A 22,686-nucleotide genomic window follows, 5' to 3' on the forward strand; every position below is an offset into this window, starting at 1 on the left:
CATTTTCTGCCCGTGACGCTGTTAAACACGGGCAACAGCAGAGTCAAAAGAGACAGTCTTGCCATGCAGATAAAACACAACAGGATTCAGGCAAAACGGGGGGAAGATGGGGGTTGGGCGACTTCGGTCTTGATAGTGATTTCCGCCAACAGCTGACGCAGCACGCGCGCATCGCTGGCCAGCGCCACGTGGCCGATGCCGCCGAAGGCAAGATTGCGCGCGCCGGGCAAATGCGCGGAAGATTGCGGCGCGACAATATTATCGTGGTGCGAGTAAATCGAGGTGATCAGGGCGCGCGTTTCCGGCGTCTCGCTGGCGGCCAGCTGCGCCAGCCAGCCGCTGGGCGCGCCATGGATACGGCTCATCTGGCGCGCATTGGCGCCCGCCGCCACATTGGCCAGCGCCGTGCCGTGGTGCGGCGTGCCGATGGTGACGATGCGCGCCACGCGGGCCGCGCCGTAATGGCGCAGCCAGGCGCGCGCCACCAGGCCGCCCATGCTGTGGGCGACGATGATGGCGCGGTCGCTGCCCGTGCGGGCGCACAGCGCCGCGATGGCTTGCTCGACCTGCGGCACGAATTCCTCGATATCGGCGCCTATCGGTTCCAGGTCGACGCCGTCGTGCACGATGCCGGCCCGCGCCAGCTGCCGGCTCAGCTGCGCCCAGTAGCCGCGGTTGCACACATAGCCGTGGATCAGCAGCACCGGCAAGCCCTGGCCAGCGACGGTGTCGGCCGCATGCAAACGCGGACGCAGCATGCCCCACGACGACGTCCACAGCGTGGCGCGCAGCTCGCCCAGGAACAGCCGCGCGGCGCCCCGCACGCCCAACTGATGCTCCGCCGGCACGGGGCTGCCCATCAGCCGGCTCTGCCAGAAATTGCGCGCCACGACCAGCGCGCGCACGGCCAGCAGCATGGCGCCCGCCAGCAGCAGGGCCAGCACCGGCGACGCGACGCCCCAGACATGCATGGCCAGGTACGCCACCGCCAGCACGGCCAGCACTTGCAGCAGCATCAGCCACCTGAGGATGCGCGCGATCATGCCGTGACCGCAGCGGGCATCGGCACGGGCGCCGGCTTGCCCGTCAGTTCCCGCGCCAGGCCGCTGGCCAGGCGCGCGGCCAGCGCATACAGCGTCAATTGCGGATTGGCGCCTATCGAGGTGGGAAATAGCGAGCCGTCGTGCACGGACAGGTTGCGCACGCCGTGGTAGCGGCCGTCGGCGCCCGTCACGCCCAGGCGCGCATCGTCCGACATGGCGCAGCCGCCCATCACGTGGGCCGATACCACGCGCGTCAGCAGCGCCTTCATCGGCAAATCGCCGATGGCCTGTTTCGCCTGCGTCCAGCTGGTGTAGTGGCTGGCCAGCTCGTGCACGGGATACACGCTCCGCGCGCCGGCGGCGAACTGGATTTCCGCCATCGACAGCAGCGCGCGCCGCACGCCATCCCAGATGAAGGGCGTGAGCGGATAGTCGAGCACGGGCGCGCCGAAGCTGTCGATCGATACGCTGCCGCCCCCCGCTTCATGGTGAAAGCCGTCGCGCAGCAGCGCCAGCAAGGCGTGCGCATGGGGGAAATCGCGCATGGTGCGCGCATGCTCGTCGCCGAAGCCGCCCATGGTGGTGGCCATCAGCAGCGGATGCAGGGGCGGCGCTTCGAGCTTGTAGCCGATGGGGCCATCGATGGGCGCCGTGTGCAGGAAATGGTCGGAATAAATCGTCTGCGGCGCGCCCGCATAGGCGTCGACGCGCTGCTTGAACAAACCCGCCGAAATCACCGTCGGATGCAAGAAGGTGCGCCGCCCCAGCAAGCCGTGCGGATCGGGCGCCTGCGAACGCAGCAGCAGCGCGGGCGAATTGATGGCGCCGCCGGCCAGCACGAAATGTTTGGCGCGCAGCGTCAGGCGCACGCCCGTGGGCGCCTGCCCGGCAGCATCGAGCGCCGTCACCTGCAGGCTGTCGACGCGCCCTCCCTTGAAGACGAAACGCTCGGCGCGCGCATGCACGAGCAGGCCCGCGCCCAGCGCCAGCGCCGACGGGATCGTCGTCACCAGCATCGATTGCTTGGCGTTGGTCGGGCAACCCATGCCGCAGTAGCCGAGGTTCCAGCAGCCGTTCACATTGCGCCGGATGGCGGCCGTGGGGATGCCCAGCGCCGCGGCGCCACGCCGCAACAAGTCGTTGTTTTCATTCGGCGGCGCGGCCCAGTCGCTCACGTGCAGGCGCTTTTCCATCATGGCGAACCACGGCGCCATGGCGTCCACGGAATAGCCGAACAAGCCAAAATGCGTGCGCCAGTAATCGAGGGTGCCGGGCGGCGTGCGGAAGCTCGAGGTCCAGTTGACGGTGGTCGAGCCGCCCACGGTGCGCCCCTGCAAAATGTTGATGGCCTTGTCGCGCGTCTTGCGCGCGGCCGATTCCTGGTACAGCGCGGGATAGGCGTCCGCTTCGCGCATCTTGAAGTCGCGCGAAGACTTCAAGCCGCCCTCTTCGACGATCAAGACCTTCAGGCCGGCCAGCGCGAGGATTTCCGCCGTCACGCCGCCGCCGGCGCCGCTGCCGATGACGACGACATCCGCCTCCAGGGTGCGGTCGGCATTCAGGGTGCTGGCGTCGGTGACGCTCCAGCCGCTAGCCACGCCGATGGCGACGGGGTCAGGAATGGGAGATGTGCTCATGGATGCCTTATGCGCTCAGTTCGGGCAGCGGTCCCGGATAGCCGATGGCGGCCCAGTGGGCGGCATCGGCATACCAGGCGCCGAGGATCAGGTCGTGCAGGGCCAGGTAGGCCGTCTGCAGGGTGGCCAGGCGGTGCGTGCGCCACGATTGCAAGAAGGCGGCCACCTGGGCGGGGTCGGCTTCGCGCCAGCCGCCATGCACGCCGGCGACGAAGCGCCGCGCGGGCGCCAGCGCCAGCAAACCGAACAAATCCTGCACTTCCTGCTGCGCCGCCAGGGGCAAGCCGCGGATGGCCGTGTCGACGCCGGCGATGGCGCCATCGAGCGCCGCGGCCCGCGCGGGGGTTTCCCGCGGCAGCGCGCTGCCCAGCATGGCCGGCACGATGGCGGCCAGCGCCGCGCGCGCCGCGCCATCGAGCACGAAGCGGCCAGGGGGCGACGGTCCGCGCACCAGCCGGTACGCGGCGCCGCCGGCGGCCAGCGCGCAGGCGCCGAGCACACCCAGTTTCAGAAACGATCTGCGTTGCATTGCCATGTCTCCCCTTGTTTTATACCGCCTTTTGCAGGCCAGTGTACGCCAAAGGCAGTGGGCGTTTGAACGCAAAAACTAGAGCGGAGAGTCTAGTTTTTGCGACTGAAACCACAGCAGCAGCATGGCCAGCAGCGCAGCCAGCGCGCCGCCGATGGCGATGCTGGGCAAGCCGAAGGCGACGATCAGCGCGCCGCCCAGTGCGCCGCCAAGCGCCGTGCCCCCATTGAAGGCGGCGATATTCAAGCCCGCCGCCACGGCGTCGCTGCCCGGGCAATGCCGCCGCGCCAGGCGCAGCAAACCCATGGTCGACAGGGTGACGAGGGCAAAGAACAGCAAGCCCAAAGTGCCGCACAGGGCCAGCATGGCCAGGGGCCGGGCGCGCAGCAGATAAAAGGCCAGCAGATTGAGCGCCAGCGCGGCCAGGGCCAGCATGGTGGCGCGCAGCGCGTGGGGGCGGTCCGCGCACCAGCCGCCCAGCAGGTTGCCGCCGATGGCGCACGCGCCAAAGCACAGCATGGCGGCGCCCAGCCAGCCTGCATCGAGTCCGCCCAGCTGCAGCAGGAAGGGCGAGACATACGTGAAAAAGCTGAAGGTAGCCACGCTGACCAGCGCCGCCACGCCGGCCGCCAGCAGCAGGGGCGGTTGCAGGATGGCGCGCAGGCTGGCCAGGGCCGATGTGGCGGCGGCCTGCTGGCGCGCGGCCGGCATGGCCAGGCGCAAGCCCGCGCCGCCGCACAGGGCCAGCACGCCGATCACCGCGAATACCCAGCGCCACGACGCGACGGCGCCCAGCCACGTCCCCAGCGGCACGCCGCCCGCCAGCGCCAGGGTCAGGCCCAGCCAGACGATGGACAGCGCCCGGCCCGCGCGCGACGGGTCGACCAGGCTGGTGGCCGCATGCGAGGCGATGGCCATGAACACGCCATGCGCGAGGCCGACGGCAAAGCGCACCCCCAGCAGCGCGCCCAGCGCCGGCGCGGCCGCCATGGCCACGCTGCCGGCCGCCAGCACGAGCATGGTGGCCACCAGCACCTGGCGCACGGGCCGGCGCGCCAGCAGGGCCGTCAGGATCGGTGCGCCGATGGCCGCCCCCAGCGCATACGCGGCGATGGCGCCGCCGGCCGCCGCCACGCTGGCATGCAGGTCGCGCGCCATGGGCGTCAACAGGCCGGCGGCGATGAATTCGCACAAGCCGAAGGCAAAGCTGCACAGGGAAAGCAGATAGATGGAGAGTGGCAGCGCGGCGGACGGCAGCGCTGTGCGCGAGGACATGGTGGACATGGCAGTTCCTGACAATCAAAACGCCATGCTGGCCCCGCGATCACCATCTGTAAAATATCTTATTTATCTTAAAACGAGACGTTCAAAGTCTCAATGCGGGGAAAAGTGCCGCAATTGCGCCAGCAGCCGCTCGCGCACGGGGGATGTGCGCCGCGGGTCCCACGCCATGTACAGATCGAGCTGGCGCAGCGGCGCGGGCGCGCTGCTTGCCAGCGGCAGCATGATGACGCCGGCCGGCATGGACGCCGCCAGGCTGGCCGGCAGCAGGGCCGCACCAAAACCGGCCGCCACCAGTCCCAGCACCGTCTGCAAACGGCGCGCCTGCTGCGCCACCTGCGGCACGAAGCCCGCATGCAGGCACAGACTGGCCAGCTGGTCGTGGAAACCCTGGCCCAGTTCGCGCGGCGAGGCGACGAAATCGTCAGCGGCCAGGTCCGCCAGGTCCACCCGCGCCTGGCCCGCGCAGCGGTGGTTCAACGGCAGCGCAACGACGATGTCTTCGCCGGACAGGCGCTCGAAGCGCAGGCCCGGCGTGCTGCGCCCCGGCGCGCGCAGCAGGGCGATATCGACCTCGCCCCGTTCCAGCCACTCGACCTGCTGCTGCGTCGACGCTTCGCGCAAGGTGAATTGCACGGCGGGCGAGGCGGCGCGGAAGGCGCGCAAGGCCGTCAATACGTGGGCATACGGGGTGATGTGGATGAAACTGAGGCGCAAGTGGCCCTCGATGCCCTGCGCCACGCGGCGCGTGGCGGCCACGCCCTCTTCCAGGCTGGCCAGCACCTGGCGGGCCGTGGCCAGGAAAGCCGTGCCGGCAGGCGTCAGGCTGACCTTGCGGTTCGTGCGCTCGAATACGGGATAGCCGAGCGCTTCTTCCAGCCGCAATATCGCCTGCGACAACGGCGGCTGCGCCATGTGCAGCCGTTCGGCCGCGCGGCGGAAATTGAGTTCCTCGGCGACGGCGATGAACTGGCGCAGCAGCCGGGTTTCTATCATGGGCCTTTTTTCGCCACCGCCAGGATATGCCGGGCGATGCCGCGCAGGATATTGACTTCTTCCGTTTCCAGCCCCGTGCGCGAAAACAGGCGTTTCAGCCGTGGCATGAGTTTTTTCGGGTTGTCGGCGTCGAGGAAATCGATGGCCACCAGCGCCTGTTCCAGGTGCGCATACATGCCGTCGACCTGCGCCAGGCTGGCCGCGTCGCCATGAAAGCCGACGGGACTGGCGATTTGTCCGTCGCCGAGGGCCGCCACGCGGCATTCGTAGGCGACGACCTGCGCCGCCTGCGACAGGTTCAGCGAGGAATACTCGGGATTGGCGGGGATGTTGATCAGCACATTGCACTGCTCGACGATCTCGTTGGGCAAGCCGAAGCGCTCGTTGCCGAAGATGACGGCCGCGTGCAAGTCCTCGCTGGCCGCCAGCTGCGCGGCGATGGCGCGCGGCGCCGTGACGGGCGGCGAAAATTCGCGCAGCCGGGCCGAGACGGCCGCCGCGTAATTGCAGCCTTCGAGCGCCTCGGCGATGGAGCCGACGATGCGCGCGCCGGACAGGATATCCTGCGCGCCGCTGGCGAAAGCCACCGCTTCCGCATCCCTCAAGGCATCGGGAAAGCGGGGGTTGACCAGCACCAGATCGGAAAAACCCATCGTTTTCATGGCCCGCGCGACGGCGCCAATGTTGCCGGATCGACTAGTTTCGACAAGAATAAATCGCAGGCGTTTGAAAAGAGACGTGTTGATTTCGGGCAGATTCATTTAAAATAGCGCTATTGCGCGGTATCGATACAGGAAATTTCGGGAAACGGAGTCACAAAACGCTGACTCCAGGCCGGGATTTTAACCACTTCGGCACCGCTCCGCTCTTTAATTCATTCTTGCACTCTATCGTACCGGCGCCGAAAGGCGACGCTGGGCGGTCGCGTGCTTTTAACGGAAGCTCACATGCACCCAATGCTCAACACGGCGATCAAAGCCGCCCGCCGCGGCGCCGCCGTCATCAATCGCGCCTCTTTTGACCTCGACCGCGTCGTCGTCACGGAAAAACAACATAACGATTTCGTCACCGACGTCGACCAGGCGGCCGAACAAGCCATCATCGAGGTGCTGTCCAAAGCCTACCCGGACCACGCGTTCCTGGCTGAGGAATCGGGAGCTTCCGCCAACTCGCACGACGAGAATGAATATCAGTGGATCATCGATCCGCTGGACGGCACCACCAACTTCATCCACGGTTTCCCGCAATACTGCATCTCGATCGCCCTCGCGCATCGCGGCGTCGTCACGCAAGCCGTCATCTACGATCCGGTTCGCAACGACCTGTTCACGGCCACCAAGGGCGCCGGCGCCTACCTGAACGAAAAACGCATCCGCGTCACCAAGCTGGACCGCATCTCGAACGCCCTGCTGGGCACCGGCTACGTGGCCGGCAGCGCCCGCGCGCTGGATGAATACCTGAAGATGTACGCGATCATGGGCGAACGCAGCCAGGGCGTGCGCCGCGCCGGCTCGGCCGCGCTGGACCTGGCTTACGTCGCTTGCGGCCGCCTGGACGGCTTCTACGAAAAAGGCTTGAAGCCTTGGGACATCGCCGCCGGCGCCCTGATGATCACGGAATCGGGCGGCATCGTCGGTGAATTTTCCGGCGAATCGGACTACCTGTACAAGGGCGACGTCATCGCCGCCAGCCCGAAGATCTTTGGCCAGATGATCACCCTCTTGACGCCATTCGCCTGATTGCCAGGCGCGGTCTGATGTAACAAAAGCTGCCGGAGGCGACTCCGGCAGCTTTTTTTTGCCCCGGCCCCTCTTCAGCTGCCCCGCATGGCCGGCAGCAGCACGCGGTAAATCTGCAGGAACGCCGGCCCCATCAGCACGACCATCAGCGAGGGGAAGATGAAAAAGATCAGCGGAAACAGCAGCTTGAGGGCGATCCTTGCCGCCGTTTCCTCGGCCCGCTGGCGCCGCTTGGTGCGCAGCTGGTCGGACTGCACGCGCAGCGACGCGGCGATGCTCGTGCCGAAGCGCTCGGCCTGGATCAGCAGGGTCACCAGCGCATCCACATCCTCCACTCCCGTGCGCAGGGCCAGGTTGCGCAAGGCCTTGTCCTTGGCGCTGCCGGCGCGCAATTCCAAGGTCACCAGTTGCAACTCTTCGGCCAGGACGGCGCTTTTCAAGCCGATTTCCTGCGCCACGCGCGCCAGCGCCGCATCCATCGCCAGCCCCGCTTCGACACACACCGTCATCAGGTCCAGCGCATCGGGAAAAGTTTCGAACACTTCGCGCTGACGCTGTTTCAGGCAGTGCGACAGCCAGGCATTGGGCAGGTAGTAACCGAGGGCGGCCGCCGCGACCAGCCACAACAGCATATTGTGCCCGCCCTGGCGCAACAGAAAATACGCCAGCAGCGGCAAGCCCACGAACAAGCTTGTCTTGGCCGCGTAAAACAGCGCGGGCGCGGCCTGGCTGCGCCAGCCCGCATGGACGAAACGGCTGCGGATGGGCGAACTTTCCCAGCCCTCGTCCGGCAGCGACAGCCTGGCCAGCGGGCGCGTCAGGCTGACGGCGTGCGCCAGCCAGCGCCGCCTCGCATGGCGCCCGCTGTCGCCGCCGGCGCCCGCATCGCCCAGCGCCTGCAGCCGCTCCTGCACGGCACTGCCCGTGCACAGACGCAACACCAGCAAGGCCAGCGCGAAAACAATCAGGAACAGCAGGCCCAGCAAGGCCAGCTGCGCCGTACTCATCGTGCTCATCGTGTCTGTTCTTTCATCTTACACCCGGATATTGATAATTCTTCTGATGCAGATCACGCCCAGCATCAGCAAGCCCAGCGATACTCCAACCATCTTGCGCCCGCCCCCATCCGTGTACAGCACGGCAATAAACTGCGGATTCATCAAATGCATCATCAGCGCCGCGCCAAATGGCAGCAAACCCAGGACCCAGGCCGACATGCGCCCTTCGGCCGACAGCACGCGCACCTGGCCCAGCAATTTCAAGCGGTCGCGGATGATGGCGCTGATGCTGCTCAGCAATTCAGTCAGGTTGCCGCCCGTTTCGCGCTGGATCAGCACGGCGATGACGAAATAGCGCAAGTCCGTGCTGGGCACGCGCGCGGCCAGGTTGCCCAGCGCATCGGCCATGGCGACACCGAAACTGACTTCATCGAACACGGCGCGGAACTCGTCGGCCAGCGGCCCCGTCATTTCCTCGCCCACCATTTTCAATGCGGTGGGAAAGGCATGGCCGGCGCGCATGGCGCGGCTCATCAGGTCGAGCGCGTCCGGCAATTGCTGCTCGATGCGCACCAGCCGCTTGCTTCTGGCGCGGCGCACCAGCAGATACGGCAGCGCGGCGCCGCCCGCGCCCAGGCCCAGACGCACATACCATGGCAGCGGCAGCGCGCCGGCCAGCAGCAGGCCGGCCGTCCCGCCCAGCAGGCAATAGCCCAGAAAAGTGGCCACGAACCAGCGCATGCCCGCCTGCAGCAGCAGCTGGTCGAGGCGCCGCGCGCCGGGCAAGCCTTCCAGCACGCCGTGCAGCAAGGGATGGGCGCTCAGCGGGCGCTGCTTGGTGATCGACAGCGCCTGTTCGCCATCGCTGGCCGTGTACATGGCTTGCAGGCGCCGCGCCACCCGCGCCGCGCCCGCTCCCCGCGCCGCTTGCCACGCCAGCCAGGCGCCAGCCACCAGCAGCAGCACGGCCAGGAAAAGGAACAGATAGACAAGGTAGGAAAGCATGGCCGGTCAGCGCCCCGCCGCGGTGGGTTCGAACAGGGCGGCCGACACGCCGATGCCAAAGCTGTTCAGGCGATCGAGGAAGCGCGGGCGGATGCCGCTGGCCGAGAAATGCCCGACCACCGCGCCGCCCTCGGCCACGCCCGTCTGCCGGAAACTGAAGATTTCCTGCATCGTGATGACTTCCCCTTCCATGCCAGTGATTTCCTGGATCGACGTGACCTTGCGCTTGCCGTCGATCAGGCGCGACACTTGCACCACCACCGACACGGCCGAGCTGATCTGCTGCCGGATGGCCTTGCTGGGCAGGTTGGCCGCCGCCATGCTGATCATGTTTTCCAGCCGCGTGATGGCGTCGCGCGGCGTATTGGCGTGGATGGTGGCCATCGAGCCTTCGTGGCCCGTGTTCATGGCGCCCAGCATGTCGAGCGCCTCGGCGCCGCGCACCTCGCCCAGGATGATGCGGTCGGGGCGCATGCGCAGCGCGTTGCGCACCAGCGCGCGCTGGCTCACCTCCCCCTTGCCTTCGATATTCGCGGGCCGCGTTTCCAGGCGCACCACGTGCGGCTGCTGCAATTGCAGCTCGGCCGCGTCTTCCACCGTGACGATGCGTTCCGTCTGGCCGATAAAGCCGGAAATCACGTTGAGCATGGTGGTCTTGCCGCTGCCCGTGCCGCCGGAAATGAGGATATTCATCTTCGCCTTGCCCAGGCCCTGCAGCACCTCGGCCATCTCGGCCGTCATGCTGTGGTAGGCGACCAGGTCGGCCAGGCGCAGCGGATCGACGGAGAAACGCCGGATCGACATCACGGGGCCGTCGATGGCCAGCGGCGGGATGATGGCGTTGACGCGCGAACCGTCGGGCAGGCGCGCATCGACCATGGGGCTCGATTCGTCGATGCGGCGGCCCACGCGCGAGACGATCTTGTCGATGATCTTCATCAAATGGGCATCGTCGTCGAAGCAGACGTCGGTCAGCTCCAGGCGGCCGCCCCGCTCCACATACACCTGCTTGTGGCCGTTGACGAGGATGTCCGACACGCTGGCATCGGCGAGCAGCGTTTCGAGCGGCCCGAAGCCCAGCATCTCGTGCTGGATGTCGCGCGTCAGGCTACGGCGCTCGGCGTCGTTGATGACCACCGCTTCTTCGTCCAGCAGGCGCTCGACCAGGCCGCGCAATTCTTCGCGGATGCGCTCCTGCGACAGGCGCTGCATGCTTTCCAGGTCGACCCGTTCGAGCAGCAGCCCATGGATGCGCAGCTTGAGGTCGCGGTAGCCGTGGTTGTCGATGACGGCCATGCGTTGCGGCGCGAGCGCGGCGATCTTGGCGCTGCCGAGCCGTTCGCGGATGGACAAGGCGGCGATGGGGGAAGTGGCCATGAAATGCTCCTGTTCTGGGATGGGGATCAAGCGCGTGGATCAGGCGCGCCGCAGGACGCGGCCGAGCCAGCCCTGGCGCACCGTGCTGGCCGCGCCGCCGGTCAGGCTGGCGGCGAACTCCTGCAGCGAGCGGGTGATCGGGCTGGCCTTGTCGAGCTGCAGGATAGGCACGCCCTGGTTGACCGAGGCGGCGGCCGAGGCGTAGTGATTCGGCACGGTGCGGTAGACCGCCGTGCCGTACGCCGCTTCCAGGTCGCGCAGGCGGATTTCGCCGCCCTTGTCGTGGCGGTTGACGATGATATGCACCTTGTCCTTCGCGTATTCGAGCGAGCGGAACATGCCCAGCAGGCGCTTGCCGTCGCGGATATACGGCAAGGTCGCCTGCAGGACGGGGAAGATCATGTCGGCGTGGTCGAGCGCGCGCACGCTGACGGCGTCGAGGTTGCGGCCCACGTCGAGCACGATGAAATCGTACTGGCGCCTGGCTTGCCGGATGACGGCGTCGATGTGCTCGGGCGCCACTTCGCTGGCGTGCGCCGGATCCTCGGGCGCGGCCAGCACGCTGTAGTTGGGCAGGATGTGCAGCATGCTCGATGCCAGGAACGAGGCGTCGAGCCGGTGGATGTCGCGCGTGACGTCGGACAGCGTGGCCAGCGGCTTGTTCTCGGACACGAAGAGCGAGGCGTCGCCAAAATGCAGGTTCATGTCGATCAGGGCAACGCGCTGCTGGCCGCCGGCGGCCAGCGCATAACCGAGGTTGCTGGCGATGAAGGTGGCGCCGCTGCCGCCCTTGCAGGAGATGAAGGCCAGCACCTTGCCGTTGCCATGCTCGCGCCGCTCCAGCTTTTCCTCGATGCGTTCGAGCGCCGCATACAGGCTGGCCGGCGCGGCGGGAAACGGCAGCACGTCGCGCACGCCTGCACGCATGGCTTGCAGAAGGAATTCAGGCGCCTGCTGGTGGCACAGCACGATGAAGGCCATGCGCGGATGCTGGTTGCTGAGGCGCTCGATGGCGGCCAGGTCGGCGCCGTCGTTCGACGGGCGGTCGAAGATCAGCACGTCGGGCAGCGATTGCGCCGCCTGCAGCGGTTCCAGCGTTTCGCCGCCCGCGTTGATCTCGTCGAGCCGGTTGCGGCTGCGCAGCAGCCGTCCCAGTTCGGACAGCGTTTTTTGATCCGTGGAATGGATGGCGATTTTCACGATATGCCTTGCTGGTTCTGTGGTGACGGTGCCAGCTTCACTGGCGCGCCCCGACGCCGATGGTGAAGGCGGCCCCTTGCGGCGCGGGTGCGGCAAAGCTTTTCTGGTACGCCGCGTAGGCGGCCTGGGCGGCCTTGCCGTCCATGCCGGCCACGGGATCGCGGTTCGCGCCCGCCTGCGGCGACAGCACTTGCCGCAGGCGCAGCTGCTCGACGCTGCGGCCGAACTGGCGGTCCAGGTTCGGCGTGGCGGCGCAGCCGCTGGCGGCCAGGGCGGCCAGCAGCACAGATAGAAAAAGGGAAAGGGAATGCTGCATGATGTGCTCCTAGTGAGTGTCCGGGCCGGCGGGCGCCTTCTGCGTGGCCGCTTCCTGCCGTGGCCGTGGCGCGCCAGCGCCTTCCATTTTTCCTTGCAAGAAGAACTCGCTGCGGCTGGGCGCCACATAGGCGTCGGTCGGCAAGACGATATCGCCGTCGAGCGTGCCGTCGAGCGGCTTGACCAGGTGCGGCGTGATGATGAACACCAGCTCGGTACGGTCGGTCTGGAAATCGCTGCTGCGGAACAACGCGCCCAGCACGGGGATCTCGCCCAGGAAGGGCAAGGCCTTGATATTGGTCGTCACATTGTTCTTGATCAAACCGCCCACGGCAAAACTCTGGCCATCGAACAGCTGCACCGTGGTGGTGGTGCGCCGCGTGGTAAAGGCCGGCAACACGGCATTGGCGGCGGCGCCCCCGCCGGTGGTGATGCCGATGCCTTCGCGGTTCAGCTCCGACACTTCCGGCGCCACCTTCAGGTTGATGCGCCCGCCTTCCAGCACGGTGGGCGTGAACTTGACGGCGATGCCGAATTCCTTTTCCTCCAGCGTGATCTTGTTGGTGGTGCTGTCTTGCGCGACCGGAATGAAAATCTTGCCGCCCGCCAGGAAACTGGCTTCCTGGCCACTGATGGCCATGATGTTCGGTTCGGCCAGCACCTTCACCAGGCCGTCGCGCTTTTGCGCGTCGAGCGTCAGCCCGTTGCCATTCTTGCCGTGCACGGCGCCCAGCTGGCTGGGGTTGCCGCTGAGCAAGTTCGACAGCAAGCCGTAGCTCCAGTTGCCGCGCGTGCCGCTGATGCCCACGCTGGCGCCCAGCTGGTCGACCAGGGTCTTCGACACTTCGGCGATTTTCACTTCCAGCATGACCTGTTGCGGCGCCGCAATCGTCAGCATGTTGATGACCTTGACGCCGCCGGCCGCGCTGGCGGCGCCGTCGGCCGGCGCTGCCGCTTCGCCGGCGCCGCGCTGCGCATAGGCTTGCGCCATGTCCAGGATCTGGCTGGCCTTGACGCTGTCGCTCACCTGCCCCGACAGCACGATGCTGCCGCCGGCCGCGCCGGCCTTGACGGCGCGCTCGCCGGGGAAGACATAGGCCAGCTGCGCCTGCAAGCCCTCGACATCGATCTCGACTTCGATATCGACGATCACGGGGCGCTGCTGCCGGTCCCACAGGATCAGGTTGGTGCTGCCCGGGGCCAGGCCCCAGACGAACAGCTGGCTGGACGAGCCCAGCATCCTGGCGCCGGCCACCCGCGGATCGTTGACGGCGATCTGCGACACCGGCAGGCTCAGGCTGCGCAAGGTGGACTTGCCCACGGCGATGCGCACGGGCGCGCCCAGGCGGGCGATATCGGCGCCCAGCGACATGGCCGGCGCCGCGACGGGCGACATGACGGCCTGCCTGGCCGGCGCCGCCGCCCTGGCGCCGCCCGGCCAGGCCAGGCTTGCCGCCGCGCCGCCCAGCGTCAGGGCCAGGCGCATGCCCGCACTCGCGGCGTGCTTACGAAATTTGTTCATCGATCATCCTTGCTCGCTTGCCTGCTGATTTTTAAAATTGCTGGACGCTCGTATCCATGCCCTTGATGACGGTGATGCTGTCGCGCGCGGGAGCGCGTGGGGGGGCCGCCTGGCGCCGCGCCGCGCGCACCGGCGCGGCCGCCGGCGCCTTCAGTTCCAGCAGCGACTCCTTGGTGGCGCCGCCCGTGGTGACGGGCGCCGGATCGACCTGGTTGCGCAGCACCAGCGACAGACTGCCCACGCTGCGCGCCAGGTCCAGCTTTTCCACCTGCTCCGGCGTCAGCTCCAGGGTCACGGCATTGACCACCTTGGGCTTGTTGTCGTCGCGGCCGGACTCTTGCGCCACGGCCAGCACCAGGATGCGTTCCAGCACGATCTTGGAAATGGCCAGCGGCCCGCCGCCCGCCGGCCTGGCGCGGTCATCCTGCGTATGCACGAGAATATCGACGAAATTGCCCGGCAGGGCGAAGCCGGCCACGCCCACCACGTCGTTGACGCGCACGGTCATGGCGCGCTTGCCGGCAGCCACGATGGCCGACAGGCCGCCCGTGGCGCCGGGCGGCGCGAGCTTGCTTTCCAGCACAGGCTCGCCCTTGCTGACCGCCGTGCGCGTGATGCGCCCGTCCAGCGCGCCGGCCTCGCCAAACGCCCCCGGCGGCATGGCGCCCGCCGGCCAGTCCATGCCGCGCAGCATGGCCGGCGTCACCTTCGCGCCCACGCCGATATCGACCAGCGCGACCATCACCGTCTGGCTGGCCGGCGCGCCTTGTCCCGACATCCAGCGGGCCGCCGCCAGCACGGCGCCCCCCGCCATCAGCAGCGCCAGCAGCAGCACGATCGCAACGCGGCTATTTCTCATGATTTTTCCTCTTGGTAAAACTTGGGTTTCCGGGCGGGCACATCATGCATAGCCGCCGGCCGCCAGGGCCAGCCAGATGGCGGTGCCGGCGGCAATGGCGATCGCGTACGGCAGTTTGCCGCCCGGCACGGCGGGCGCATCGACCCGCGGCACTTCGCCTGCCGCGGCGCGCAGCAAGCCTTGCAGCAGCAATTGCCGGGCATTGCTCATCGCCTGGCGCAGCGTGCCCTGGCACAGGGCGACGGCCAGCGCCAGCACGCCGCCCGCCAGCAGGCTGCACAGCACGGCAAACACGGCGGGGCGCGGGCCAAGAAACGCCCCCACCATCGCCATCAGCTTGACGTCGCCCGCGCCCAGCGCCTTCATCGCATACATGGGCAGCAGCAAGCCCAGGCCGACGGCCAGGCCGCCCAGCGCCAGCCACGGCCCGGCCGGCGTCACCCCGGGCCAGGCCACGCTGTTGAGCAGCACGCCAAGCAAGGCGCCGGAAAACACCAGCCGGTTGGGAATGCGCCGGCGGCGCACGTCATGCCAGACAGCCGCGGCAAGCAGCCCCCACAAGACTAAGGCGGGGCTGAACGTCCAGAAAGAATGAGGGTCCATCGTGTACCTGATGCAAGCCGATGGCATGACGGCATGCGCATCGTTGGGCGGGAAGTCGACAGGCCGGTGCGCAGGGGCAGCCGGCCTGTCGGGGTGCAGCGCGGTGGGCAGGCGCCTTAGATCGCCGCGCCCGTCAGCTTGGTGCCGATCGCCTTGAAGGCGCCATCGAGGCCGGTGGTGAAATAGCCGACGGCCGTGACCAGCGCCGCAGCCACCAGCGCAGCGATCAGCGCATATTCGATGGCCGTCACGCCATCTTCTTCGGCGATAAAGTTTTTAATGAAATTCATATTATTCCCTTTCAGGTCAAGTTTTAAACATGATAAAAACTGAAAATACAGTCTGAAAATAAAAACATTCTCTTTGTTTTTATTTGCCAATTTCTGATGCGTGTATTTTATATAAACAAACATTAAATCGAATCAGAGAAAAGTCATTTTATGCGCAGTACAAACCATCTTAATTTTTTGTCTATAATCAGGACATATGTACTGTCACTCCGCATGGACGGGTTCGGCCAGCCGGTTGCGGGTGGCGTACACATATAATTCCAGGCGGTTGGTGACATCGAGCTTGCTGTAGATCGATGTCAAATGATTACGCAAGGTTTGCTCCGAGATAAAAGCGCGCTGGGCGATCGCACGGTTCAGCGCGCCATTTCCTTCCACCATCATGGCAACGATCTTGCGCTCCTTCAGCGTCAGCCTGGCGATGCGCTGCTCTTCCGGGTCGGGCGCCGCTTCCGGCTTGTTCAGCACGCCCAGCATGCTGTCGAGCAGCGCCGGGTCCAGGCACAATTCGCCGTGATGCAGGCGGGCGATGGCGTCGACCATTTGCTTGACGGGCGTTTCCTTGCCCACCACGGCGCGCGCGCCGCTGCGCACGGCGCGCCCGCAGGCGGCCTGGTCCTGCGTGCCGCTGAACAGCAATGCGCGCGACACGCCATTGCCCAGCAGCTGCGGCAGATAATCGATGGCGCAGGCGCCGCCGCAGCCAAGATCGGCGTCGAGCACGATGACGTCGGGACACAGGGTGCGCGCCAGCAGCAGCGCGCTGTCGATCTCGGTGGAACTGGCCACCACCTGCATCGGCGGCTGGGCGCCGGCGAGCAACTGCTCCAGGCCCCACAGCCAGGTCTTGTGGTCCGACACCAGCATGACGCGTATGACATTGTTTGTTGACATGCTTTACCTCTTTACTTGTAGCCCACTCCCATCGGGGAATGCTGTTGATCCGAATCGGCTTGCCTGCCTCGTCCGCGCGCGCCTTCTGCTGCCGCACGCGGGGGAAAGAAGTCATGGGGGCACAAAGGAAGAGGCCTTGGGCCGGCACGCGCCAACGCGGTGCGTGCCCCAGGGCAGCGGTCGCCGCATGCCGGGCGTGAACCGATGGATGGGCAGCGTGGCCGGGGCGGGTGCGCCACGGGCGCGCCATCGCTGCTGCCACCGCTGCTGTTGCTTACATTGCAGCATTTTTGTTGCATCACCTTGCAAAACAAGTCCTTGCCTGCACGCAGGACAATCCTGACACCAGGCCTGTTTTCATACCCGCGCATATTACTCCCGGCCCTGTAGCGACGGGGCCGGCACGTTTGAAATAACGCAGTTAATTGCGATTATCTTGACCTGTAATAATTTAAATGGCGGACACGCCCTTGAAAATCGATATAGAATAATTGCCAGTCAAATGGCGCAATGCCATCCGCCCGACATTCGTCATCGCGGAACTTAACCGGATTATTCCCATGCGCTTAAAACAGGCCGATTCCCGCATATTCCGCAAGCAAAGCGGACAGGGTGGCGCCACCCTGGTCGAATTGGCCCTGATAACACCGGTCTTTCTCATGCTGATAATCGGCATCATTGAATTGAGCATGGCTTATTTTGCCAATATGACCATGCAGCACGCGGTGCGCGAAGGGGCGCGCTATGCCGTCACGGGGGCCAAGGACCTCGACCCCGACAGCGCCAACCAGCAGCGCTACCACGCCGTCATGCAAAAAATACGCGACAGCTCCATGGGCATGTATGACAAGGTCAGCCCCGTGATCTCCGTCAACGGCAGCGATGCGGTAGGCGCCGCCATGTTCGGCCAGGCCGGCGATATCGTCGTCATTTCCGTCGATTGCCGCTGGGCGTTTGCCACACCCATGATCCGTGCCCTGTTCCGCGACGGCCAGGCGCATTTCGTCGTGGCGGCCACCATGCGCAATGAAAGCTTTGGCGGCCTGTGATGCGCGCGCCCGCTCCCCGTTTTCCGCGCCGCGCCGCGCGCGGCATCGCCGCCATCGAATTTGCCATCGTGCTGCCCTTGCTGGCCTTGCTGCTGTTCATGCTGGCCGACCTGTCGCGCGCCATCCAGGCCAAGACCATCCTGCTCAACATCAGCCGCGAAGGCGCCAACCTGTCCGCGCGCGCCACGTCCGACTTGAGCGGCTCCAGCCAGGGCATCATGAATGCGCTGGCCGCCAGCACGCCGCCGCTGGACATGCACGGGCGCGGCATGATCTACATCACCAAGATCATGGGTTACACGGCGCAGAGCGGCTTGCGCAATATCGTGCTGGAACAGTACCGCTGGGACGCCGGCGCGAAGGCCAGCGGCTACCTGCCCGCCAGCCAGGTGTGGCAATGCGGCAGCTGGCGCGATGGCACGTGCAGCGGCATCGCCAAGGACGAGCAAGCCCCCACGGTGTCATTGATGCAGAACCAGCTGGCCGATGGCGAACTGATCTATGCCGTGGAAACTTTCTACAATTTCGACCTGCTGTTCGGCACCTTGAAATTTGGCAACAGCACGACGCCCGTGCTGGGGCCAGACCTCACTTCGATGACGGTATTCTGATGCGCATTCCACACAAGCGGCAAGGCGGGCAAGTGCTGATCATGGTGGCGCTGTCGGCCATCGTCCTGATCGCGTCCGTGGGCCTGGCCATCGATTCGGCCCTCGGCTACTTCGTCAAGGCCAAGCTCAACGCCGCCGTCGATTCGGCCAGCCTGGCGGCGGCGCGCGGCGTCACCGCGGGCAACTCGGAAGAGGAACAGCGGGCCAGGGCGCGCCAGTCCGCAAAGGATTTTTTTGACGTCAATTATCCGGACCACTTCCTGCTGTCGACGCCGACCCTCCATCCCGTCGACGTCACGTTCGACAAGGGTACCGTCACCATCGACGTCTCGGCCAGCGCCTCGCTGCCCGTCTCGCTGATGGGCGTACTGGGCTTCAAGACCCTGGACGTGGCCGCCAGCGCGCAAACCATCCGCAAGGACCTGGACATGGTGCTGGTGATGGATACGTCGCGTTCGCTGGAACACAATGCGGACGCCGTGCGGGCGGCGGGCAAGTCCTTCCTGAACAAGTTCAACGCCACGGTCGACCGGGTCGGCTTGCTGCACTTCGCTTCGGAAGCGCAAATCGACGTCCCGATCAGGCAGACCGACCGCGGTTTCGACCGCGGCGGCATGACCATGAAAGGTGGAAAGATCGATCAATTCGCCTTCGTCGGCGGCACCAACTCGTCCGCCGGCATGTTCCAGGCGCGCAAGCAGCTGAACGATATCGCGCAGGTCGACCGCTCCAGCCTGCGCGTCATCGTGTTTTTCTCCGACGGTTCGCCGGCGGCGTTTTCCTCGTACTTTCCCAACAAGGACAACAAATGCAAGGACGCAGGCGGCCTCGCCACCTTTCCGAAACTGCAAAACCCGGCATTGGCGGGCCTGTACAGGATGAAAGTGAGCGACACGCTCCAGTACGGCGATTGCGCCGCCAGCCAGATCACCGCGCTTCCCGCATGGTATAACGCGACGAATGACGCGGCACTGCGCGAGTTTCCCATCGTCACCAACTCGCCCCGCGTCGTGACCGCGTCCACCGCCACGGCGCAGGCGCAATGGACGAATGTGCACCGCGCCTCGCGCAACCTGGTCGAAGCGATGGCGGCCAAGGCGCGCCAGGAAGGCATTTTCGTCTTTACCCTGGGCATGGGCGCATCGCTGAAAACCAAGGAAGGGCCGGACAACGAGCTGGGCGAAGACTTGCTGCGCTGCCTGGCCAATACCACCGATGCGAAAGCGGCTTGCCGCAAGCCGGCCGAACCCGTGGGCCTGTATTGCTATGCGGCCAGCGACAGCGACCTGAGTCCCTGCTTCACCCGGCTCGCCTCGGCCATTCTGCGCCTGTCCAAATAAGCGCCTAACCCTGCCACTGCCCCGCCACGACAAAACCCAGGGTCATGGCTACCACCATCGCCGCGCCGGTGGGCGTAGGCGGCGTGGGCGACGGCAGGTCGAACCAGCGGCACACGGCCCCCACCAGCAATCCCAGTACCGATCCTGCCAGCATGACGTTCATGGCGCCTCCCCTTGCGTTTCACGGCGCTGCAAATACAGGCCCGTGAGCCAGTAGCCGCAGCTGGTCAGGAACACCAGCAGCGCTGCGCCCAGCACGGGCGGCGCCGGCACGGGGATGTGCGCCAGCTGGCAGACGAAGCCCACGACAAAGGCCAGCAGCAGGCCCAGGATGACTTTCTTGTAGTACATGCTCATTTCCGCTCCTAGAAGGCGAAGCAGCTGCAACCCAGCGTGCCCCAGAAGCCGGAAAAATCGCTGATCGGCACGGCCGACTTGCGCGCCCGGTCGTGGGCGTGGGCGTGCACGCCGCAGGCGCCCGCGCACTGGTGCGGCATGGCCGCCTGCGCCGGCCTGGCCACGGGCCGGTAATGGCCCGGCACCGCGCGCACGGGCGACCACTCGGGCAGCACGGGAATCGGGGGCGGCGCCAGGGTCGTGAATTCCGCCTGGCCGTAGACGACCTTGCCGCCGACGATGGTGAGCACGGATTCGATGGACTTGATCGCCTCTTCCGGCACCGTGAAATAATCGGCCGACAGCACGGACAGGTCGGCCAGCATGCCCTCGCGGATGCGCCCCTTCTTGCCTTGCTCGCTGGAAAACCAGGCGCTGCCCGCCGTCCACAGTTCCAGCGCCGTGTCGCGCGACAGGCGCCCCGCCGCATCCGTCAGGGCCAGGCCGCCCACGGTGCGCCCCGACACGAGCCAGTACAGCGCCGTCCACGGGTTGTAGCTGGCCACGCGCGTGGCGTCCGTGCCGCCGCCCACGGGCACGCCCGCGTCCAGCATGCGCTGCACGGGCGGCGTGGCCTTCGCCGCCTCGGCGCCATAGCGCTCGACGAAGTACTCGCCCTGGAAAGCCATGCGGTGCTGGATGGCCAGGCCGCCGCCGAGCGCCTTGACCCGGTCGATATTTTTCGGGCTGATGGTTTCCGCGTGGTCGAACAGCCAGTGCAAGCCGCCGAACGGCGTGTCGCGGTTGACCTTTTCGAATACGTCGAGCATGCGGCCGATCGATTCGTCATAGGTGGCGTGCAGGCGGAACGGCCAGCGCTGCTCCACCAGGTGGCGCACGACCTTTTCCAGCTCGTCTTCCATGCCGGCCGCCAGCTCCGGGCGCGGCTCGAGGAAATCCTCGAAGTCGGCGGCGGAAAACACCAGCATCTCTCCGGCGCCGTTGTGGCGGTAAAAATCCGTGCCGTCGCCCGGCTTGACCATGCCCGTCCACTTCTGGAAGTCCTGCAATTCCGCGCCCTTGTTCTGCGTAAACAGATTGTAGGCAATGCGGATGGTCAGCTGCTCTTTTTGCGCCAGTTCGTCGACGACGGCGTAATCCTCGGGATAATTCTGGAAGCCGCCGCCCGCATCGATGGCGCTGGTGATGCCCAGACGGTTGAGTTCGCGCATGAACTGGCGCGTGGAGTTCACTTGCAATTCGCGCGGCAGGGTCGGGCCCTTGGCCAGGGTCGCATATAAAATCATGGCGTTCGGCCGGGCGATCAGCATGCCCGTGGGGTTGCCGGCAGCGTCGCGCACGATCTCGCCGCCGGGCGGGTTCGGCGTGTTCTTGTCGTAGCCGACGGCGCGCAGAGCGGCGCGGTTCAGCAAGGCGCGGTCATACAGGTGCAGGATGAAGACGGGCGTGTCGGGCGCGGCCGCGTTGATTTCGTCGAGGGTCGGCATGCGCTTTTCCGCGAACTGGAATTCCGTCCAGCCGCCCACCACGCGCACCCATTGCGGATTCGGCGTGCGCAGCGCCTGTTCCTTGAGCATGCGCAAGGCGTCGGCCAGCGAAGGCACGCCTTCCCAGCGCAATTCCAGGTTGTAGTTCAAGCCGCCGCGGATCAGGTGCAAATGCGAGTCGTTCAGGCCGGGAATCACGGTGCGGCCAGCCAGGTCGATCACTTGCGTGGCGGGGCCGCGATGACGCATCACGTCCTCGACGTCGCCCACGGCGAGAAATTTGCCATCGGCGATGGCGACGGCGGACGCCAGCGGCTGCGCCCTGTCGACCGTGTGGAAACGGCCATTGAGCAAGATCGTGTGTGCATGCATGGGAACTCGCGATTCAGGTGAAGGATACGCCCCCGCCGGCGGGCGGCGGTGGCGCGATATCAATAAAATCTCAATGGCCTTCGCTGGCATTGAACATGGATTTGGCGTAGATCAAGCCCAGGCCATAGCCGCCGCCGTGCGCCACGGCCGTCGCCACCGTCTCGTTGTAGGTCTCGCCGCGGGCCCAGTCGCGCTGCAGTTCCAGCAAGTATTGCACGGACGTCATCGGCTGCGCGCCCGCCTGTATCATGCGCTGCATGGCCATCGCATGGGCTTCGTCGGAGACGTCGCCGCTGGCGTCGGCGATCACGTACACGTCAAAGCCCTGCTCCAGCGCCGACAGCGCGGGGCCGACGATGCACACGGACGTCCACAGGCCGGCCAGCACGATCTTGCCCTTGCCGTAGCCATTCACCTTGTCGGCGATGCGCGCATCTTCCCAGGTATTCATGCTGGTGCGGTCGATCGGCGCCTGTTCCGGGAAGACGGACTGGATTTCGTCAAAAATAGGGCCGGAGAACGATTTGGCCGCCACCGTCGTCAGGATCGTCGGCACCTTGAATTCCGCCGCCGCCTTGGCGACGAGGGCCGCATTGTTGCGCAGCAAGGCCAGGTCGATGGAGCGCGTGGCGAACGCCATCTGCGACTGGTGGTCGATCATGATCAGGGTATGGTCGTTCGGAGTCAGCAGTTTTTGGGCGGCTTGGGCGGTAGCGATAGGCATGATGTTTTCCTCAGTGAAAATAATTGAATATCAAAGTAGTGGTATCCGGCCCGCACAATCTTGCGCTTTCCTTCTTGCGCTGCCATGTTGCGTGTCAGTGACAGGCAGTATGCACGCACAAAAAGGAAAACAAAAACGGAAAGAATGCCAAGCTATATTCGATTTTTTCGATGATATAAAATAAGCACACCGCAACCAATCGCACGGAGGAAAACATGGGATTTGAATTCAGGATCGCGGCCAGCCTGACGGCCGGCCAGCGCCAGCACATCGAACAGCTGCTGGCGGCGCTGCCGCAGGCGGCCGACGGCATGCCCGGCACGGACGCCAGGCTGACGGAGGCCGGCCTGTATGTATGCCAGTACCTGCGCCCGGAGCCGTGGCACGGCCTGGACGCCGTGCGCGCCTGGCTCGATGCGCAGGGCGTGGACTACGCCGTCGCGGAGGTCGACGACTGA

General features: G+C 66.0%; 25 protein-coding genes. 5 read left to right on the forward strand and 20 right to left on the reverse strand.

The annotated features are described in order from the left end of the window. Positions 1-86: 86 nt before the first annotated feature. From OX460_RS15750 to OX460_RS15775, 6 genes are all read right to left on the reverse strand, one after another. Positions 87-1,043: an alpha/beta fold hydrolase gene (locus OX460_RS15750; RefSeq protein ID WP_289899208.1), complete on the reverse strand. Its 957-nt coding sequence runs from the start codon at positions 1,041-1,043 to the stop codon at positions 87-89. Beyond that, positions 1,040-2,680, reverse strand: a complete 1,641-nt coding sequence (locus OX460_RS15755) for a GMC family oxidoreductase (RefSeq protein WP_289899209.1) — start codon at positions 2,678-2,680, stop codon at positions 1,040-1,042. Before OX460_RS15755 ends, OX460_RS15750 begins: the two co-directional genes overlap by 4 nt. 7 nt (positions 2,681-2,687) lie before the next feature. Further along, the gene (locus OX460_RS15760; RefSeq protein WP_289899210.1) at positions 2,688-3,215 is read right to left on the reverse strand and encodes a hypothetical protein; all 528 of its coding nucleotides are present in this window, start codon (positions 3,213-3,215) and stop codon (positions 2,688-2,690) included. Positions 3,216-3,287: 72 nt separating this feature from the next. Then, positions 3,288-4,493, reverse strand: a complete 1,206-nt coding sequence (locus OX460_RS15765; protein WP_289899211.1) for an MFS transporter — start codon at positions 4,491-4,493, stop codon at positions 3,288-3,290. A gap of 90 nt (positions 4,494-4,583) precedes the next feature. Next, positions 4,584-5,486, reverse strand: a complete 903-nt coding sequence (locus tag OX460_RS15770; RefSeq protein WP_289899212.1) for a LysR substrate-binding domain-containing protein — start codon at positions 5,484-5,486, stop codon at positions 4,584-4,586. Further along, positions 5,483-6,247: an RNA methyltransferase gene (locus OX460_RS15775; protein ID WP_289899213.1), complete on the reverse strand. Its 765-nt coding sequence runs from the start codon at positions 6,245-6,247 to the stop codon at positions 5,483-5,485. The genes OX460_RS15770 and OX460_RS15775 overlap by 4 nt, the downstream gene beginning before the upstream one ends. A 195-nt stretch (positions 6,248-6,442) precedes the next feature. On the opposite strand from OX460_RS15775, the gene OX460_RS15780 reads away from it, so the two are divergent. Further along, positions 6,443-7,225, forward strand: coding sequence for an inositol monophosphatase family protein (locus OX460_RS15780; RefSeq protein ID WP_034758799.1), 783 nt, complete (start codon positions 6,443-6,445; stop codon positions 7,223-7,225). A gap of 74 nt (positions 7,226-7,299) precedes the next feature. Here OX460_RS15780 and OX460_RS15785 read toward each other — a convergent pair whose 3' ends face one another. The 10 genes from OX460_RS15785 to OX460_RS15830 form a co-directional block, all read right to left on the reverse strand. Next, positions 7,300-8,232 carry a type II secretion system F family protein gene (locus tag OX460_RS15785; protein ID WP_289899368.1) on the reverse strand — a complete coding sequence of 311 codons (933 nt, stop codon included), beginning with the start codon at positions 8,230-8,232 and terminating at the stop codon, positions 7,300-7,302. Positions 8,233-8,259: 27 nt separating this feature from the next. After that, entirely contained in the window at positions 8,260-9,228 is a 969-nt protein-coding gene (locus tag OX460_RS15790; RefSeq protein ID WP_289899214.1) for a type II secretion system F family protein, read from the reverse strand. A 6-nt stretch (positions 9,229-9,234) separates the two neighbouring features. Further along, complete coding sequence (locus tag OX460_RS15795; RefSeq protein ID WP_289899369.1) at positions 9,235-10,524, reverse strand: CpaF family protein; 1,290 nt, start codon at positions 10,522-10,524, stop codon at positions 9,235-9,237. A 120-nt stretch (positions 10,525-10,644) separates the two neighbouring features. Further along, a complete protein-coding gene (locus OX460_RS15800) occupies positions 10,645-11,805 on the reverse strand; it encodes an AAA family ATPase (RefSeq protein ID WP_289899215.1) in 1,161 nt (386 codons plus the stop codon). 37 nt (positions 11,806-11,842) lie between these two features. Beyond that, positions 11,843-12,121: a hypothetical protein gene (locus tag OX460_RS15805; protein WP_289899216.1), complete on the reverse strand. Its 279-nt coding sequence runs from the start codon at positions 12,119-12,121 to the stop codon at positions 11,843-11,845. Between the two features lie 9 nt (positions 12,122-12,130). Continuing rightward, positions 12,131-13,642, reverse strand: coding sequence for a type II and III secretion system protein family protein (locus tag OX460_RS15810; protein WP_289899217.1), 1,512 nt, complete (start codon positions 13,640-13,642; stop codon positions 12,131-12,133). A 31-nt stretch (positions 13,643-13,673) separates the two neighbouring features. Continuing rightward, positions 13,674-14,501, reverse strand: coding sequence for a Flp pilus assembly protein CpaB (gene cpaB / locus OX460_RS15815; protein WP_099664843.1), 828 nt, complete (start codon positions 14,499-14,501; stop codon positions 13,674-13,676). A gap of 42 nt (positions 14,502-14,543) precedes the next feature. Continuing rightward, positions 14,544-15,104 carry an A24 family peptidase gene (locus OX460_RS15820; protein ID WP_289899218.1) on the reverse strand — a complete coding sequence of 187 codons (561 nt, stop codon included), beginning with the start codon at positions 15,102-15,104 and terminating at the stop codon, positions 14,544-14,546. Positions 15,105-15,220: 116 nt separating this feature from the next. Further along, complete coding sequence (locus OX460_RS15825; protein WP_071650303.1) at positions 15,221-15,394, reverse strand: Flp family type IVb pilin; 174 nt, start codon at positions 15,392-15,394, stop codon at positions 15,221-15,223. A 204-nt stretch (positions 15,395-15,598) separates the two neighbouring features. After that, positions 15,599-16,288, reverse strand: coding sequence for a response regulator transcription factor (locus OX460_RS15830; RefSeq protein WP_251351860.1), 690 nt, complete (start codon positions 16,286-16,288; stop codon positions 15,599-15,601). A 560-nt stretch (positions 16,289-16,848) separates the two neighbouring features. Between OX460_RS15830 and OX460_RS15835 the strand changes: the two genes are divergently transcribed. Genes OX460_RS15835 through OX460_RS15845 form a run of 3 tightly spaced genes read left to right on the forward strand, consistent with a single transcriptional unit; the run spans position 16,849 to position 19,288 of the window. Further along, positions 16,849-17,337 carry a TadE/TadG family type IV pilus assembly protein gene (locus tag OX460_RS15835; RefSeq protein WP_251351861.1) on the forward strand — a complete coding sequence of 163 codons (489 nt, stop codon included), beginning with the start codon at positions 16,849-16,851 and terminating at the stop codon, positions 17,335-17,337. After that, complete coding sequence (locus tag OX460_RS15840; RefSeq protein ID WP_289899219.1) at positions 17,337-17,948, forward strand: TadE/TadG family type IV pilus assembly protein; 612 nt, start codon at positions 17,337-17,339, stop codon at positions 17,946-17,948. The genes OX460_RS15835 and OX460_RS15840 overlap by 1 nt, the downstream gene beginning before the upstream one ends. After that, complete coding sequence (locus tag OX460_RS15845) at positions 17,948-19,288, forward strand: VWA domain-containing protein (protein ID WP_289899220.1); 1,341 nt, start codon at positions 17,948-17,950, stop codon at positions 19,286-19,288. The genes OX460_RS15840 and OX460_RS15845 overlap by 1 nt, the downstream gene beginning before the upstream one ends. 4 nt (positions 19,289-19,292) lie before the next feature. On the opposite strand, the gene OX460_RS15850 is transcribed toward OX460_RS15845, so the two are convergent. From OX460_RS15850 to OX460_RS15865, 4 genes are all read right to left on the reverse strand, one after another. Beyond that, positions 19,293-19,451, reverse strand: a complete 159-nt coding sequence (locus tag OX460_RS15850) for a XapX domain-containing protein (RefSeq protein WP_077401676.1) — start codon at positions 19,449-19,451, stop codon at positions 19,293-19,295. Further along, positions 19,448-19,645: a DUF1427 family protein gene (locus OX460_RS15855; RefSeq protein WP_251351864.1), complete on the reverse strand. Its 198-nt coding sequence runs from the start codon at positions 19,643-19,645 to the stop codon at positions 19,448-19,450. Before OX460_RS15855 ends, OX460_RS15850 begins: the two co-directional genes overlap by 4 nt. An 8-nt stretch (positions 19,646-19,653) precedes the next feature. Next, complete coding sequence (locus OX460_RS15860) at positions 19,654-21,504, reverse strand: amidohydrolase (RefSeq protein WP_289899221.1); 1,851 nt, start codon at positions 21,502-21,504, stop codon at positions 19,654-19,656. Positions 21,505-21,574: 70 nt separating this feature from the next. Beyond that, positions 21,575-22,228: a hydrolase gene (locus tag OX460_RS15865; RefSeq protein WP_251350751.1), complete on the reverse strand. Its 654-nt coding sequence runs from the start codon at positions 22,226-22,228 to the stop codon at positions 21,575-21,577. A gap of 215 nt (positions 22,229-22,443) precedes the next feature. Here OX460_RS15865 and OX460_RS15870 point away from each other — a divergent pair, with 215 nt between their 5' ends. Further along, positions 22,444-22,686 (forward strand): hypothetical protein, encoded by a 243-nt coding sequence (locus OX460_RS15870; RefSeq protein ID WP_251350752.1) that lies wholly within the window; start codon positions 22,444-22,446, stop codon positions 22,684-22,686.

It is taken from the genome of Janthinobacterium sp. SUN033, assembly GCF_030397595.1.
GTDB lineage: Bacteria > Pseudomonadota > Gammaproteobacteria > Burkholderiales > Burkholderiaceae_D > Janthinobacterium > Janthinobacterium kumbetense.